Genomic DNA, 14,889 nt, shown 5'->3' with positions numbered 1-14,889 from the left:
GGACGACAACACTCACTGTCATCCTGAGCAACGCGAAGGACCTCCCCACTCTTGGCAATAACTCCACCAAGGAGATCCTTCGCTTCGCTCAGGACGACAATACCACTCACTCTCATCCTGCGCAACGCGAAGGACCTCTCATTGAATTAGAGCCAACCTTATTCACTGCTCCAATAAACTCTTTAATCCCGCCAAATGGGATTTAGCTAATGTTTTGGACTTTTCTTCATTTCGCTCACCGGTCTTCCCAAACCATTCCAAGCTATCCTGAGGTAATTCATCTAAGAACCGGCTCGGCTGGCAGTCTTGTAATTCGCCTAAACGACGCCGCTGTTTAGCTAAGCTGAAACATAGCTCTTTTTGAGCGCGAGTTATTCCCACATAAGCAAGGCGCCGTTCTTCTTCAATTTGATCACTATCAATGCTCACTCTGTGGGGCAGCAACTCTTCTTCCATCCCCATTAGATAGACAAAAGGAAACTCAAGGCCTTTCGAAGCATGTAAGGTCATTAATTGCAGTGTTTCTGCATCTTGTTCATCAGCCTGCTCGAGGATATCAATCAAGATAAGCTTATTCACGACATCCGCTAAACCCTGATTAGGGTCTTTCGCTAACAGCCGCCCTACCCATTCCAACAATTCCCATACATTATCCATGCGCTTTTGTGCCTTTGCAGGTGTATCGCATTGTTCATAAAGGTAAGCTTCGTAACCACTGTCTTCGATCATTTCCCGTAACACTTCAAGAATGGGCTCAGTCAAGATTCGTGCTTTGATTTGCTCAAGCCCTCTCTTAAATGTTTGCAAAGCAGCACGTGGCTTATCAGCAATATGCTCTGTGAGAGCAAGATGGTCAGCACACGCATAAAGGCTCTGGCCTCTCGATTGTGCATAATGGCCCAGAGCATCCAGGGTCGTCTCTCCAATACCTCGTTTTGGGGTATTAATTACTCTCAAAAACGCAGCATCGTCTGCTTCATTGCACAGCAATTTGAGGTAAGCAAAAACGTCTTTGACTTCCGCACGAGCGAACCAAGACTGTCCACCGCTAATTCGATAAGGGATACCCTGTTGGCGTAATACTTTCTCAACAATTCGGGATTGATGATTGCCGCGATATAAAATGGCATAGTCGCCGTATTGGTTTCGATGACGCAGTTTATGGCTAATCAAATCAGCCACAACCTGCTCTGCTTCATCATTTTCATCTTTACAGCATAAAACACGCAGTAATTCACCTTGTCCTAATTCAGACCAAAGCTTTTTATCGAACAAATGGGGATTATGCGCAATTAAATGATTTGCCACATGTAAAATTCGGCGAGTAGAGCGATAATTTTGCTCCAATTTAATGAGTTTTAGATTGGGATAATCCCGTTGCAATTGGGCTAAATTTTCAGGTTTTGCACCGCGCCAAGCGTAAATCGATTGATCATCATCACCAACAACGGTGAACCTTGCCTGTAAACCGGCAAGCAACTTAACCAATTTATATTGACTAGTATTGGAGTCCTGATACTCATCGACCAATAAATGACGAATTTTGTTTTGCCAATGCTCCAATAAGTTCTCATGCTGCGATAGAAGCTTCACGGGCAAGCGAATTAGATCATCAAAATCAACGGCATTATAAGCTTTCAACGCTTGTTGGTAGCGTGGGTAAAGCTGAGCCACTTCTTCAAAAAAAGGGGTATTCATCGCATGCTTCATCACGTCTTCGGGTTCCAGTAGATCATTTTTCCACTGAGAAATTTGCTGTTGAACCTGTATGATATGGTCGCGATCACTGGCTTTCCCCGCGGGTAAAAAATGGCGCAGCAGCTGCTGGCAATCCTCACTATCAAAAATTGAAAAACCGGTCTTTAGCCCACACAGACTTGCATTACGCTTAATCATGCTTAAACCCAAAGTATGAAAAGTGGATATTTTCAAACCGCGACGATGATTACTCGATAAAATGGAGGCAACGCGCGCACGCATTTCATTAGCCGCTTTATTGGTAAATGTGACTGCACAAATGGTATGCGCAGCGTAACCACAATGTTCGATAAGGTAAGCTATTTTTTGAGTAATAACCCGGGTCTTGCCACTGCCCGCGCCTGCCAGTACCAACAAAGGACCGTCGATGTATTTAACTGCTGCCATTTGCTGTGGATTAAGCATTACTTCGCCTGAATAAAAAAAGTGACATGGGTACTTATCAAAAAACACGCATTATCGCGCGCCTAGCACAGGCAAGCAATCATCTTTGTATTAAAGCGGTGCGATTTAAAGCGGTTTTAAATGAATTAGACTTATAATGCATATATCCCAACCTCTTCCCCAATCAGAATAAATTTTGATAATTTACGATTTTTTATTTACAATTAGCTCAATAAATTGACCTATATTGGGTGCAGTACTGCATCTACTAGGAATATTGAACAGATTCTACGAACTTAAGAGTTTAGACGATGAAACAACAGCGCTTGTTAGCACAATATGGTTTATTTCAAAACGATACATTAGAAGAAAAATATACAAAAATGAAAGAGGCTTTTGGCCTTCTATTAAATAGGACGGTAGAACGTTGCAGCAAGCATTGCCAACACAGGAAAGATCAAGAACGATATGCTAATGTGTGCGACGATGCTGTTCCCGGGCTTATTGAAAGACGATCCATGATTAACTCTTCAACAAATCGGGTGCTGTTGGAATTAGAAAAAATCGATGCACTTAATAGTACTGATCAAAAGATTGGTGCCCTTAAAGCTTATGCACAAGGATTGGCATCAACACAATTTAACGCGTTATTTATGATAATTTTGTCAGGTGAATTAAATAAGCGTTGGCTGCCCCTTGCGGAGGAGCAAATTTCCGCCTCAGAATTACGCATCAAATAGCCTAAATTAAGCAGTGAAATCAGGCACATTACATCAAAATTTTCCTCAGTCCTGCAGTGGGGCGTCGACTAAGAAAAACCGCACTTTAAATCGCACCCTGTGTTAGAATAAATCAATTGAAGATTAGATGTTGCTTTATAAGGCTAATAATGAAAGAAACCGATTCCCTACAGCGCTTCATGTTTGAACACGCCAGTATTCGCGGTGAAATTGCCCATTTGAAGGAAACCTATCAAACTATCATGGCTCAGCGCCCCTACCCGCCGATGGTCAAGCATTTACTAGGTGAAGCGTTGATTTCCTGCCTCCTTTTGGTGGGGAGCATCAAATTTAAAGGAGAGTTGAGCCTACAGTTTCAGGGAGATAAACGCCTTCCCTTATTGATTGTACAGTGTGATGACCAATTGCATTTAAGAGCTTTTGCCTCTTATCAAGAGGATTTGGAAACTCCTGACTACGCTGAAGCATTTTTAAAAGGGCAAATGGCCTTAACAATCAACCAATACAATACAACCCAAGCCTATCAAAGCGTGGTTCCCATTCAGGCAACCTCAATGAGCGAAAATTTAATGTATTATTTTGCTCAATCTGAACAAGTTGCAAGCCGCCTTTGGCTGGCTGTTAACGAGGATATGGCTGCAGGAATGTTGCTGCAGCTCATGCCCGAACAGAATACGCTTCAACGTGAACAATTTTGGGAATATGCCATTCAGCTTGGACAAACTGTCAGTGAAGAGGAATTGTTAAATTTAGACAATAAAACTCTTTTGCATCGTTTATATCATGAAACCGAGCTGCGTCTTTTCGATAGCCGCGGTGTCCGCTTTAAATGCCGCTGCAGTGAAGAAAAAATGAAACAAGTCCTAATCGTTCTCGGCGAAGAGGAAGCAAAAAAACTATTAGAAGAGAGAGGAAAAATAGAAATCAGTTGTGATTTTTGTAACAAGCATTACAGCTACGACGCGATTGATATTACCTTATTATTCCGCAAACCATAGAACAGCTACTCAGCACCTTATAAAGACAATTGGTATAAATTTTGAATAATTATCGCAAGGATTAATAATGCGAGTCAATGATGCGATGGCTAATCGCTTTGCTAGGTTTATTTATACTTCCTCCTGCCTTTGCTGAAGAAGTGCATATTATTGCTGTGGGGGATGTCTTGCTGCATCCTCCTTTGCAAATAAAAGGATTGGAAAAAGGATTTAATAAGCTATGGGCTCCCATCATTCCCCTCTTAGAAAAAGCGGATCTTACCTATGGTAATTTAGAAGGTCCCACCGCAGAAATGCTTGATATGCGCGGGAAGCCCACTGAGAGCGCTAAGCGGGCTTACACTGCCTATCCCATGTTTAATTACCCTCCAACCCTCATCAGTGCATTGAAATCGTCTGGTTTCGATATCGTTTCTACCGCCAATAATCACACCTTAGATCGCTTAAGCGTGGGTATTGATAAAACGATCACTGGTTTAGAGGCAAATCAGCTCGCCTTCACAGGGACGAGAAGGCAAAACAGTGATGATCCTTGGTATAGTGAAACAAGGACTCGAGATATCTCGATTGCTTGGCTCGCTTGTACACAAGACACGAATGGTATTGCCGACTCCTATAATCAGGTATTGCACTGTTACCGTGATAAGCAGCAAGTTCTTCAGTTAGTCAGTGAACTGGCTAAAACCCATGATGCCGTCATTGTTACTCCTCACTGGGGGATTGAATATCAAACAAAACCAAACCAATTACAGCGAAAATTTGCTCAAGAACTCGCTGAAGCCGGCGCATTGGCCATATTAGGGTCGCATCCCCATTGCGTTCAACCTTTTTCTTGGATAACAACAAACACGGGCAGAAAAGTTTTTGTGGCTTATTCCTTGGGAAATTTTGTTTCGAATCAAGGAAGTTTGAAAAATCGCTCTAGCGGCCTATTGTCGTTGTATTTGGCTAAAGAAAATGGCTTGATTTTTATTAATAAAATCAGCTATCAGCCTACTTATATGGAAAACCGTGGTGGACAAATGCAACTGAATCGAGTCACCTCAAAAAAGCATCCTGCTTACTTATGGCTCAAATCGGTGATTGGTGAGCAATACTTGGATTTAAAATAATGGGCCATCTCCTCCGGCTGCTTACAGCGGACCTCGGGCAAGGGAGAAAGGGAGACCTGTTATAAATCAATTACTGCAATGGACTATCTGGCGAGGAAACCATTTTATAATCCCCTAAAGAAGATTCCAGAACCTCGCCACGCATAGCGCGTAAAATTTGTTGCAAGTTCAGAAATTGCTCGCTTAATTGAAAATACAGTCTTGATTGGCTCTCATACAGTTCGCCGACAGTTAAGTAAGCAGCTTGCCCCATGTCCACAAAATACTCCAAGCTCACATGACGCTTCTCAGCCATGCCAGGAAAAAGGCCACAGAAAAGTAGACTTTTATCACCCACATCACGTAATACTTCCGCTTGTCGCCGCCTGGGTGAATGTAATGACTCAAGGAAATCGAGCGCAATCACAGACTCAATTAATTTACTTCCTTGAGAAAAGCGCATCAGTAGGAAGACTAGATAGCTCTCCGTGCTTTCATTAAGCAGTAAATGAGTCGATGCTTGAGCCTCATTCACCAGCGCATGCCATTGACTAATCTCGGTGGGATGTAAAATTAACTTCCTCATGATATCCCCTGCTTCTACTACTTACTTTTAGTGTAGCAAACTGTGTACCAGTATCCAGTTGATTTTGTTTAAATTTTGAACAATACTGAACAAAGCATCTCCTCTTTCTAAGGAACAATGACAATCGCTTGCAAGCCTCACCTTTGGATATTATCCGTTCCCTCTAACATGCCAGGCGTTGTATTCACAGTGCCATTAGTATTCACATTATTGGGTACGGTATTAGGCCCTATAGACCCCGCATTGATATTTACGCCTTCATTGGTCACATTCGGGTGAACTTCATTTTTTTGTTCAGGCACCCCAACTGCAGAGCTACCAGGTAAAGTGACTTGGGATGAATCCGTATTAGCGGCTGGCGCAAAGAAAATGATGACAAGTGCAATTAATGCAACAAGCAGTCCATAAAATAACTTGTTCATACTAGTTGTCCTAAAATGCAATCAATTTCTCCTCTACTTATAGTTTAGTTTCTTTTTGTATAAATTACTTTCACACTGACCATTCTCAATCACTCTTTAAAAAGCCTAAACCTCTACTTCACTCATAAGTCCACTCACCATGCTCATTAATGAGTATTTTGGAGCCATCGATCACTTTAAGCTGACCATCTTCAGAGACAAAATAATAAGTATTGCCATTGCTGAATTCGTAGCCCAGTGAATGGCAAGGGGTCGTTTTATCGGCACACATTTGCATAATCTGTTTTCCAATTAAACGAATAGTAGAACCCGTTTCTTTATTTGTACCCTCATAGCTGACGCGCTCACAACCAACTTCATGATCTTGGCTTAGGCAAGTGATGACAATGCGATAATGATCCGTGTCCAGAGTGGCCGCCATAGCTAACGTAGTGAAAAAAAAGCTCAGAAACCCGATTAATCGTTTCATTCTCATATCCTTATCATTTAATCGGAATATACCTATAGCCTAGTCTATAAATTCAAACAAATGATACTGGATTTGCTTAAATGCTTGCTTGCTTGCAATAGGCAGTACAAAACTCGCAATAAAATCTTGCCAAAAATCAAAGTACAAGTAATTCTGTAGAGGATGGTCATCAGAGACTGGAAAACACGGACCATGATTGGCTTCCAGTAACCATAATCGTCCATGGCTATCCACAAGAAAATCAAAGCCATAAATCGCTAATGTACGTAATGCATCGCAAGTAAATGCTTCGGGATATAGTTGACGCAATCCCTTCATTATGGCAGCCACAATCCTTATAATCTGCGGGTAAAGCGATGGAGTTAAAGCGGTGAAACGTTGAGAAGGGATCTGAATCACATTGGTTTCATCTTCCCGTAAATGCTCATTGGTTAAATGCGGGCGAAGATCAGAAAAATCCGTAGGCGTAAAAGGATGCATAGCCACATTAAAGTAACCATGCGGGTACAAATAAGTGCCTGCGTAATTCGTTAACACTACAAACATGCGAATACTGTATTTACGTTGATCCCTTAATAAATGAGGATGAGTAATGTATTGCTGCAAAACATGCTCTCCTCCTAAACGTTCCCTACTGAGAAAATGCTGCTCCAATTCGCTCAATTTTTTAAACAGTTTAATTTCCTTTCCATTATTGAGCAGGGCCGGTTTTAAAATCCAAACTAAATTGTCGATGTGATCCAATACCTGCGTGTGAAACAGATAATGGTTGTTTGCCATTTGATTTAAAACATCGGGCCAATTTTCATCGTTGATGCAGTACGTTTTTGGCATCACTTCAGGACAATAGCGATCAACGAGCTGGGCTAATCGATGTTTATGTTCAAGGGTTTCAGCAGCTTGTGGATTAAATTGGAAGTTCGCATCACTAAAATTTGCTTGCCAATTAAATCGACGCGAACGCCAGCCTTGTGCCTTTAAATATCGATGCAAATTATAATGAGTCGGTGATTGTGATTGCTTCAAACAAAAGCAAAGCGAATTATTCATTGCTTGATACACATTTAGGTTTCGACTAATTCACGCTTAGCAGAAAGTATAGTTGAATTAATGACAAAACCTAGTGCACCCGCCACTAACCCCCAAAAAGCCGAACCAATACCCAACAAGGACATACCCGACGCAGAGACGAGAAAAGTAATAAGCGCAGGCTCGCGATGCGCTTCATCCTCGATAGCAAGTTTTAAGCTACTCCCGATCGTATTGAGTAAAGCAAGTCCTGCTATAGCTAACACTAATGCTTTGGGAAAGGCTGCAAATAGAGCCACAACGCTTGCCCCCAAAATTCCTGTTACCACATAAAATATTCCCGCCCAGACTGTGGCGCGATAACGTTTGGCTGGGTTAACATCTGCTTCCTCACCCATGCAAATTGCCGCGGTGATAGCAGCCAAATTAAACGCATAACCTCCAAAAGGCGCTAAGACTAAAGTCGTCAATCCTGTCCAACTAATGAGCGGCGAAATAGGAGGGTTATAGCCTGCAGTACGCAATACCGCAACACCAGGCATATTCTGGGAAGTCATTGTGACCACAAAAAGGGGAATACCAATACTGACAAGCACTGGCCATGAGAACACTGGAAAAACCCATTGGGGAATCGATAAAGCAAAATGGCAATGCGTTAAATCAAACAACCCTTCATACACTGCTATGGCAATACCCAATGTAAGGCTAAGAATAATAACGTAGCGAGGAAATAACTGCCGACCAAACAAATAGCCTATCAACATGACAGTCACTAAGACAAACTGCTGTTGCATGGCTACAAATAAATTCATTCCAAACTGCAATAAAATCCCAGCTAACATGGCAGAAGTCAGTGAACGAGGAATATAGGTCATTAGTTTTTCAAACCAACCAGTTAATCCCGCTATAAGAATAAGTAGCGCAGAAAAAATAAAAGCACCTATGGCCTCGGGCATGGAAACTCCAGCTAAACTGGTTACCAACAACGCAGCCCCCGGTGTCGACCAAGCAATTAGAATAGGCATGCGATAAAAAAGAGAGAGTCCGATACTGGTTATACCCATCCCTAAACCTAATGCAAGTAACCATGAGCCTACCTCTGCAGAATTAGCCCCCACTGCAGCAGCAGCCTGAAAAATAATGACTACAGAACTGGTAAAACCCACCATTACCGCAACAAAGCCAGCAGTAAGATTGGCAAAAGAAAACTTATTAACCATAATAACTATCCCCATGTATCGATCGATGACGTGCGTTTTAACGCACGAACCCTTATATTAACCCATGTGCGCTATAACGCACATGCCGTTTGGAGCCATCCTTGAAAAATATCTCTCGCCACATTGCAGAAACATTAAAACAATTGCGTCAACAACGCGGCTTAAGTTTAGATAAAACCGCGCAATTAACAGGTGTGAGTAAAGCCATGTTAGGTCAGATTGAGCGTGAAGAATCAAGCCCTACTATTGCTACACTGTGGAAAATTGCCAGTGGCTTTCAAACCTCGTTTTCTTCCTTTATCGAAACATTTCCTACTGAATCAGAAGGCGTTATTTATCGTTCTGTACAAACTCAGCGCCTCAGTCACGTCGATGATCAAATTCGTATCACAACCCTTTTCCCTTTTGATCAACAATTACACTTTGAGCTGTTTTCCATCGAATTACCCCCCGGGTGCGAACATTTATCAACTGCTCATGAGCCTGGCGTTATTGAGCATGTCATCGTGGTAAGCGGCCAGATGGAAATATTGCTTAATAATACCTGGCAATCTTTAGAGCAAGGTGATGCCCTTCGTTTTGCTGCAAGCCAAGCGCATGGCTATCGCAATCAACATTCATCGCGGGCTGTTTTCCATAACATTATTCATTATCCTTAAAGAGGAAGAAAACTCTCAAGTGATTAAATTTTTGGTTATAAACGTTTTGGATTTGAATGTTGAACTCAAGCTTTGAAAATTTTTTATATGGACTGTTAAAATATCTCGTAAAATGTCTTTTTTTTCCTCTTTACCCTAGTTATGATGACCGCCTATCGATCGATATAATAAAACTAAATGGATGAGAAAGTATGAAACTTGCTAACAACGCTTTGCGTACAAAAAACATGGTCGCTTTACTGCAAGGTATGGGTATTAATGTAGGTATGAACGAAGAGGATAAGACTAAAGTCAGCTGCAAGGATGAACTTGTTATTTTAAAACCAGCCACACCGGAAGAGGCGAAACACCTTGCTGGAGAAATACAGGAACTCCTTGCTACCGAATCCAAAAAGCCTATTGTTCAACAGTTCACCCTGAATGGGTTACTCAGCGCTGAAATTGACGCGGCTCAATCTATCAATATTGAAATCACTGAAAAAAATAAACGATCACTGCAAGCTTTGTTGCCTATTTTGGAACTTGATTTTGCGCTTGATGCAGACCAAGAATATTTGAACATCCAACTCCCATCAATAGCGTATGCGCCACTTTTTGGTTCATTGGTTTATAAGTACGTGAAGCTTGAGGGGGAAACACTAAGATTGAACCTAAAAGAATTTTTAAAAGACCATCGTGATGAACTCGTTCTGATTGATGGAAAAGCACCCTTGGTGTTATGTGAGGCCGCCCAATTTGAAAAGAAAAAAGTATTTTATGCGCAAAAGGAGTTAAGTGAAACCAAAGTCGAGGTAACACCCCATGCTTTCATTCCCTACGCAGCGAAGCCCCCTGTCTATACTTTTATTTTGGATACGAGTGGAAGTATGGCTGAGAAAAACGTGCCACAGGATCCAGAGACACGATTACAAAGGTTACAAAAGAGCGCAATAAAACTTGCTGAGGCTTTATTTGAGTTTCATCCCGATGCCAAGATCAACATCAAACAGTTTAATGATGAAACCGAAGAGGTTGGTTCTTTTAAAAGCAAAGATCTCGCTACTTTAAGAATGCGTGTTAATCAATTATCTGTTGACGGCGGTACTTCCCTTTTTACTGCTACACTGAACGAATTGACTTCTTTCTCTCATTCAACCAAGCATACTAATGTTTTGCTCTTCACAGATGGTGAAAACACAGACTCAGCTGAGGAGGATTTGCAAGCAAAAATTCGTTCGATACAGCGGGGCTCGTCTTTAATTCCTGCCCGTAACAAATTTTTTATTATCAGTTACGGTGTGAAACAACAACCTCTGATTTTAGAAACGGTTGCCGAAATATTCAACTCACCCATTATCAACACGGACAGTGCAGATTTCGCTGATGCCTTGTCTGCACATAATAAAATGCAGGAATGGGCTGCTGCTAGGGAGTTGTTTACCTGTCGCATTGCGGTTGCAGCGAGTAACTCCGACTTTAACGAAACCACCTACGTTAGCACTTATGATTTGTCCGGGCAGTTTACTGCTTTAAAGTCCATGGTATGTAAAAAGGATGACGAATTGCGTTTAACGCTTATGGATGGTGATGGTAAAGTCATACTCGATGATACAAAACCAGCAGTCAAACCAGTAGCGCCCTCGACGGAGCAATTAGCAACGCAAGCGATTATCCCCACCGGTAGTGCAAAAACAGCAGCCGATATCGGCTTATTTGGTGGCAGTAATCCTTTGCCACCGACAGCTACGGAGACATTAACCGAGATTGACCAAGGTGAACTACCAAAACCTATGTGAAACCACCTTACCGAACGCCGCTAAAAACCATCAGGTGCGCCATGCTGGCGCACCTCAAATAGACCCATCAGGACTTATTCCTTTTCCTGTCTAAACCCATGCGACAAAAAAACCGTTCATTTAAATGCATCCTGAACTTGCAATTTACCGGCAAAATGGGTATAAAGGAATTTCAGTGCGATTTATTTGTGCATTTTAGACGACTAACGAATGAATAATTTACCAACCCAACAATCATTTTTTTCAGTAGAGGCCGATTGCTTAAGCCTCGCTGTCGTCGTCCATGCTGTCGTGGCCCCCGCGGCCATCTAACTACCTCATCCAACTAAAACCACACTTTTTAATCACCTAACCAACAAAAACTTGGGAACTAGGCTTATGCAACACTATAAATCCATTTTAATTTATGGTTTCGCGATTTTCGCGATGTTTTTTGGCTCAGGAAATCTGGTTTTCCCGCTGCAAATTGGTTATGCAGCTGGTGATAGCTGGATGATGGGGTTTGCTGGCTTAATGCTAACGGGCATTTTATTGCCACTCATGGGGCTTTTTGTTATCAAGCTTTACCATGGGAATTACCAGGCTTTCTTTGGAAGTGCTGGCAAAATGGCTGGCGTGTTTTTACCTCTCATTATGCTTTCACTCCTCGGCTCTTTCGGCGTCGTCCCTCGGTGCATTACAGTGGCTTACGGCAGCTTTAGCTATATGATGCCCCAGATAAAGCTAATGCCCTTTAGCCTTCTATTTTGCCTTATCACTTTTTTCTTTTGTTTAAACGATAAGGTCATGGTTAAAATTTTGGGGAAATGGATGAGCCCTATTTTGTTGATCAGTTTAATTGTCATGATCGTGGTCGCAGTATTCAAAGCACCGACAACCGAAAGTACCGTACTGGCAGATGCTGCCTTTCTGAATGGATTCACCACGGGTTATCAAACAATGGATTTGTTTGCTGCCTTTTTCTTTTCGGCATTAATTTTTACACAGATCCAACAACAATATCCTAAAGCCAGCAATCGAGAAGTTCTTTTATTTGCGATTAAACCCAGTATTCTTGGAGCGTCTCTCCTTGCTTTAATCTATTTCGGCTTTGTCTTTCTAGGCTCGCACTACACCTCTCTTCTTAAAAATACAGCACCTGAGCTGATGTTACCCCGCATCGCTGCACAAACAATGGGTAATTATGCGACGTTATTTATTGGTGTTGCGATGTTTTTTTCTTGCCTCACGACGGCGGTGGCTTTAAATAACTTGTATGCTCGCTATCTTTGCTCCGCGCTAAAAGTGAAGGAAGATAAATTTTACCTTTTCCTCCTAGCTACAACGGGTGTTTCTTTCATTATTTCTCTGCTCGATTTTCGGGGCATCGCTGCTTTTCTATCACCCATTCTCGAATTAACCTATCCTGGGGTCATTGCCTTAACGGTTATGGCAATTTTGCTGAAAGAAATGCACGCATTAAGGAAGGCGGTTTTTTATGTCATGACCTTTTTTATGTGTGTCCCAATGGCGATTCATTAAGCAAAAAACTAGGTATTTAAAACCTAGTATTTTGAACGATCTAGGGTATAATGGCGAATTCATGAACAATAGGGGTGCAATTAAACCTGCGGTTTTTTCTTAGCCGATGCCCCGCGTCTTGACCGCGGGTCCATGAGTATTCAAAATCCACTGATTCCCACGGTCAAGCCGCGGGATATCGAGAATGGAGAGAAAATTAAAAACCGCAGTTTAAACTGCACTCAACAAATACGCACTTTGCTTCATCGTCATAAAGCGATGTAGCCGCTTTATTGCGAGACAGGTTACTTAAATGATTGAAAAAATTCGAAACATTGCCATTATTGCTCACGTTGATCATGGCAAAACGACGTTAGTCGATAAATTACTAGAACAAACCGGCACCTTAAATGAGCGCGCGCCGAAAGTCGAACGATTAATGGATTCAAATGCTTTAGAAAAAGAACGCGGCATTACCATTCTCGCTAAAAACACCTGCGTACATTGGCACGGTTATCAGATCAACATCGTTGATACCCCTGGCCATGCCGATTTCGGTGGCGAAGTGGAACGTATTTTATCGATGGTGGATAGTGTATTACTGTTGGTGGATGCCGTGGATGGCCCCATGCCACAAACGCGTTTTGTGACGCAAAAAGCCTTTGCCCGAGGATTAAAACCGATCGTGGTCATTAATAAAATTGACCGTCCAGGCGCTAGGGCGCATTGGGTGATGGATCAGGTTTTTGATTTATTCGATAACCTAGGTGCCACAGACGAGCAGCTCGATTTTCCTGTCGTTTATGCTTCTGCTTTAAATGGTTATGCCAAACTTGATTTGGATGATGAATCAACCGATATGAACCCGTTGTTGCAAACGATTGTCGATCGTGTGGCTCCGCCTGATGTGGATGGCAATGGGCCATTCCAGATGCAAATCAGCTCCTTGGACTATTCTTCTTATGTCGGCACAATTGGTATCGGACGGATTAGCCGGGGCCATATTAAAGCAAAATCGGCAGTTAAGGTCATTGATCCAGAAGGTAATATTCGCACGGGACGCCTGCTACAGCTTCTAGGGTTCAAAGGACTTGACCGTATTGAGGTTGAAGAAGCAAGTGCTGGTGATATAGTGGCGATTACTGGAATAGAGCAGCTTAATATTTCTGACACCATTTGCGATCCGAATACCGTCGAAGCATTACCCCCATTGACCGTTGATGAGCCCACCATCAGTATGACTTTCCAAGTCAACGATTCTCCTTTTGCTGGCCAAGAAGGAAAATTTGTGACCAGCCGTAAAATTCGTGAACGCCTGCAAACAGAATTGCTTCATAATGTGGCACTTCGTGTAGAAGACACCGAAGACCCGGATAAATTCAGGGTTTCTGGCCGCGGCGAATTGCATCTGTCAATTCTGATTGAAAACATGCGCCGTGAAAGTTTTGAATTGGCTATCTCTAAGCCCGAAGTCATTATGCGCGAAGAAAACGGCGAGCTTTTAGAACCTTATGAACGCCTTACTGTCGATGTTGAAGAGGCTCACCAGGGTTCCATCATGGAAAAACTGGGTGAGCGGCGCGGTGAATTACAAAATATGCTGCCTGATGGAAAAGGCCGTGTCCGGTTAGATTATATTATTCCCACGCGCGGTTTGATTGGCTTTCACACTGAATTTTTGTCAAGCACCTCCGGCACCGGCTTAAATTACCATGTTTACGACCATTATGGCCCAGCAGTACGCGGCCGTATTGGCAAACGAAATAATGGGGTACTGATTGCCAATTGCCAAGGCATTGCGCGTGCGTTTGCTTTATTTAATTTGCAAGAGCGCGGCCGCTTGTTTATTGAGCCACAAACGGCCTGTTATGAGGGAATGATTGTCGGGATCCATGCACGGGACAATGATCTGGTGGTGAATGTCACAAAAGAAAAGCAACTCACCAACATTCGTGCTTCAGGTAGCGATGAAAATATTATTCTAACGCCACCCATTAAGCTCTCTTTAGAGCAAGCATTGGAATTTATTGACGATGATGAATTAGTGGAGGTGACCCCTCAATCCATCCGTTTACGCAAAAAAGCATTGAAAGAAACGGATCGCAAGCGTGCTTCTCGCGCTGCAAGCGAAGATTAATGGCCATGACTGTTGCAACGCACGAATTTTGCTAGAAATTGGTGCGTTTATCGCAACTTCCCGCGAAAAAAAAGCCCTCAAAACTCGGATCCTCATGCTAGAAAATTTAAGCAAAAAAAAT

At 42.4% G+C, this 14,889-nt stretch carries 14 protein-coding genes; 8 read left to right on the top strand and 6 right to left on the bottom strand.

From position 1 onward, the window contains the following. Nucleotides 1-162: 162 nt before the first annotated feature. Entirely contained in the window at nt 163-2,163 is a 2,001-nt protein-coding gene (rep, locus tag B5D33_RS10730) for a DNA helicase Rep (protein ID WP_058450982.1), read from the bottom strand. Nucleotides 2,164-2,453: 290 nt separating this feature from the next. On the opposite strand from rep, the gene B5D33_RS10725 reads away from it, so the two are divergent. The 3 genes from B5D33_RS10725 (at nt 2,454) to B5D33_RS10715 (ending at nt 4,992) form a co-directional block, all read left to right on the top strand. Next, nucleotides 2,454-2,882 carry a hypothetical protein gene (locus tag B5D33_RS10725; RefSeq protein ID WP_058450983.1) on the top strand — a complete coding sequence of 143 codons (429 nt, stop codon included), beginning with the start codon at nt 2,454-2,456 and terminating at the stop codon, nt 2,880-2,882. A gap of 149 nt (nt 2,883-3,031) precedes the next feature. Next, the gene (gene hslO / locus B5D33_RS10720; RefSeq protein ID WP_058450984.1) at nt 3,032-3,880 is read left to right on the top strand and encodes an Hsp33 family molecular chaperone HslO; all 849 of its coding nucleotides are present in this window, start codon (nt 3,032-3,034) and stop codon (nt 3,878-3,880) included. 77 nt (nt 3,881-3,957) lie between these two features. After that, a complete protein-coding gene (locus tag B5D33_RS10715; protein WP_058450985.1) occupies nt 3,958-4,992 on the top strand; it encodes a CapA family protein in 1,035 nt (344 codons plus the stop codon). A 70-nt stretch (nt 4,993-5,062) separates the two neighbouring features. Here B5D33_RS10715 and B5D33_RS10710 read toward each other — a convergent pair whose 3' ends face one another. From B5D33_RS10710 to B5D33_RS10690, 5 genes are all read right to left on the bottom strand, one after another. After that, nucleotides 5,063-5,557 carry a hypothetical protein gene (locus B5D33_RS10710; RefSeq protein ID WP_058450986.1) on the bottom strand — a complete coding sequence of 165 codons (495 nt, stop codon included), beginning with the start codon at nt 5,555-5,557 and terminating at the stop codon, nt 5,063-5,065. A gap of 137 nt (nt 5,558-5,694) precedes the next feature. Beyond that, entirely contained in the window at nt 5,695-5,979 is a 285-nt protein-coding gene (locus B5D33_RS10705) for a hypothetical protein (protein ID WP_058450987.1), read from the bottom strand. Between the two features lie 118 nt (nt 5,980-6,097). Continuing rightward, on the bottom strand, nt 6,098-6,448 hold the full coding sequence (locus tag B5D33_RS10700) for a hypothetical protein (protein WP_058450988.1): 351 nt from the start codon (nt 6,446-6,448) through the stop codon (nt 6,098-6,100). 39 nt (nt 6,449-6,487) lie between these two features. Continuing rightward, nucleotides 6,488-7,498 carry an ATP-grasp domain-containing protein gene (locus B5D33_RS10695; protein WP_058450989.1) on the bottom strand — a complete coding sequence of 337 codons (1,011 nt, stop codon included), beginning with the start codon at nt 7,496-7,498 and terminating at the stop codon, nt 6,488-6,490. Nucleotides 7,499-7,512: 14 nt separating this feature from the next. After that, entirely contained in the window at nt 7,513-8,697 is a 1,185-nt protein-coding gene (locus B5D33_RS10690) for a benzoate/H(+) symporter BenE family transporter (protein WP_058450990.1), read from the bottom strand. A 101-nt stretch (nt 8,698-8,798) separates the two neighbouring features. On the opposite strand from B5D33_RS10690, the gene B5D33_RS10685 reads away from it, so the two are divergent. The 5 genes from B5D33_RS10685 (at nt 8,799) to typA (ending at nt 14,768) form a co-directional block, all read left to right on the top strand. Then, nucleotides 8,799-9,356 carry a helix-turn-helix domain-containing protein gene (locus tag B5D33_RS10685; protein ID WP_058450991.1) on the top strand — a complete coding sequence of 186 codons (558 nt, stop codon included), beginning with the start codon at nt 8,799-8,801 and terminating at the stop codon, nt 9,354-9,356. Between the two features lie 191 nt (nt 9,357-9,547). Beyond that, nucleotides 9,548-11,131 (top strand): VWA domain-containing protein, encoded by a 1,584-nt coding sequence (locus B5D33_RS10680; RefSeq protein ID WP_058450992.1) that lies wholly within the window; start codon nt 9,548-9,550, stop codon nt 11,129-11,131. A 378-nt stretch (nt 11,132-11,509) separates the two neighbouring features. Next, a complete protein-coding gene (locus B5D33_RS10675) occupies nt 11,510-12,652 on the top strand; it encodes a branched-chain amino acid transport system II carrier protein (protein WP_058450993.1) in 1,143 nt (380 codons plus the stop codon). A 132-nt stretch (nt 12,653-12,784) separates the two neighbouring features. Further along, complete coding sequence (locus B5D33_RS16950) at nt 12,785-12,916, top strand: hypothetical protein (protein ID WP_267889335.1); 132 nt, start codon at nt 12,785-12,787, stop codon at nt 12,914-12,916. A gap of 28 nt (nt 12,917-12,944) precedes the next feature. After that, entirely contained in the window at nt 12,945-14,768 is a 1,824-nt protein-coding gene (gene typA / locus B5D33_RS10670; protein ID WP_058450994.1) for a translational GTPase TypA, read from the top strand. The last annotated feature ends 121 nt before the right edge of the window (nt 14,769-14,889 follow it).

Origin of the sequence: Legionella maceachernii (assembly GCF_900167045.1) — a bacterium.
GTDB lineage: Bacteria > Pseudomonadota > Gammaproteobacteria > Legionellales > Legionellaceae > Tatlockia > Tatlockia maceachernii.
This window is presented reverse-complemented; position numbering and strand designations above follow the sequence as displayed.

Coding starts and splice junctions, on each gene's coding strand:
- rep (WP_058450982.1), bottom strand. CDS start 2,163: ATGCTTAATCCACAGCAAATGGCAGCAGTTAAATACATCGACGGTCCT.
- B5D33_RS10725 (WP_058450983.1), top strand. CDS start 2,454: ATGAAACAACAGCGCTTGTTAGCACAATATGGTTTATTTCAAAACGAT.
- hslO (WP_058450984.1), top strand. CDS start 3,032: ATGAAAGAAACCGATTCCCTACAGCGCTTCATGTTTGAACACGCCAGT.
- B5D33_RS10715 (WP_058450985.1), top strand. CDS start 3,958: ATGATGCGATGGCTAATCGCTTTGCTAGGTTTATTTATACTTCCTCCT.
- B5D33_RS10710 (WP_058450986.1), bottom strand. CDS start 5,557: ATGAGGAAGTTAATTTTACATCCCACCGAGATTAGTCAATGGCATGCG.
- B5D33_RS10705 (WP_058450987.1), bottom strand. CDS start 5,979: ATGAACAAGTTATTTTATGGACTGCTTGTTGCATTAATTGCACTTGTC.
- B5D33_RS10700 (WP_058450988.1), bottom strand. CDS start 6,448: ATGAAACGATTAATCGGGTTTCTGAGCTTTTTTTTCACTACGTTAGCT.
- B5D33_RS10695 (WP_058450989.1), bottom strand. CDS start 7,498: ATGAATAATTCGCTTTGCTTTTGTTTGAAGCAATCACAATCACCGACT.
- B5D33_RS10690 (WP_058450990.1), bottom strand. CDS start 8,697: ATGGTTAATAAGTTTTCTTTTGCCAATCTTACTGCTGGCTTTGTTGCG.
- B5D33_RS10680 (WP_058450992.1), top strand. CDS start 9,548: ATGAAACTTGCTAACAACGCTTTGCGTACAAAAAACATGGTCGCTTTA.
- B5D33_RS10675 (WP_058450993.1), top strand. CDS start 11,510: ATGCAACACTATAAATCCATTTTAATTTATGGTTTCGCGATTTTCGCG.
- B5D33_RS16950 (WP_267889335.1), top strand. CDS start 12,785: ATGAGTATTCAAAATCCACTGATTCCCACGGTCAAGCCGCGGGATATC.
- typA (WP_058450994.1), top strand. CDS start 12,945: ATGATTGAAAAAATTCGAAACATTGCCATTATTGCTCACGTTGATCAT.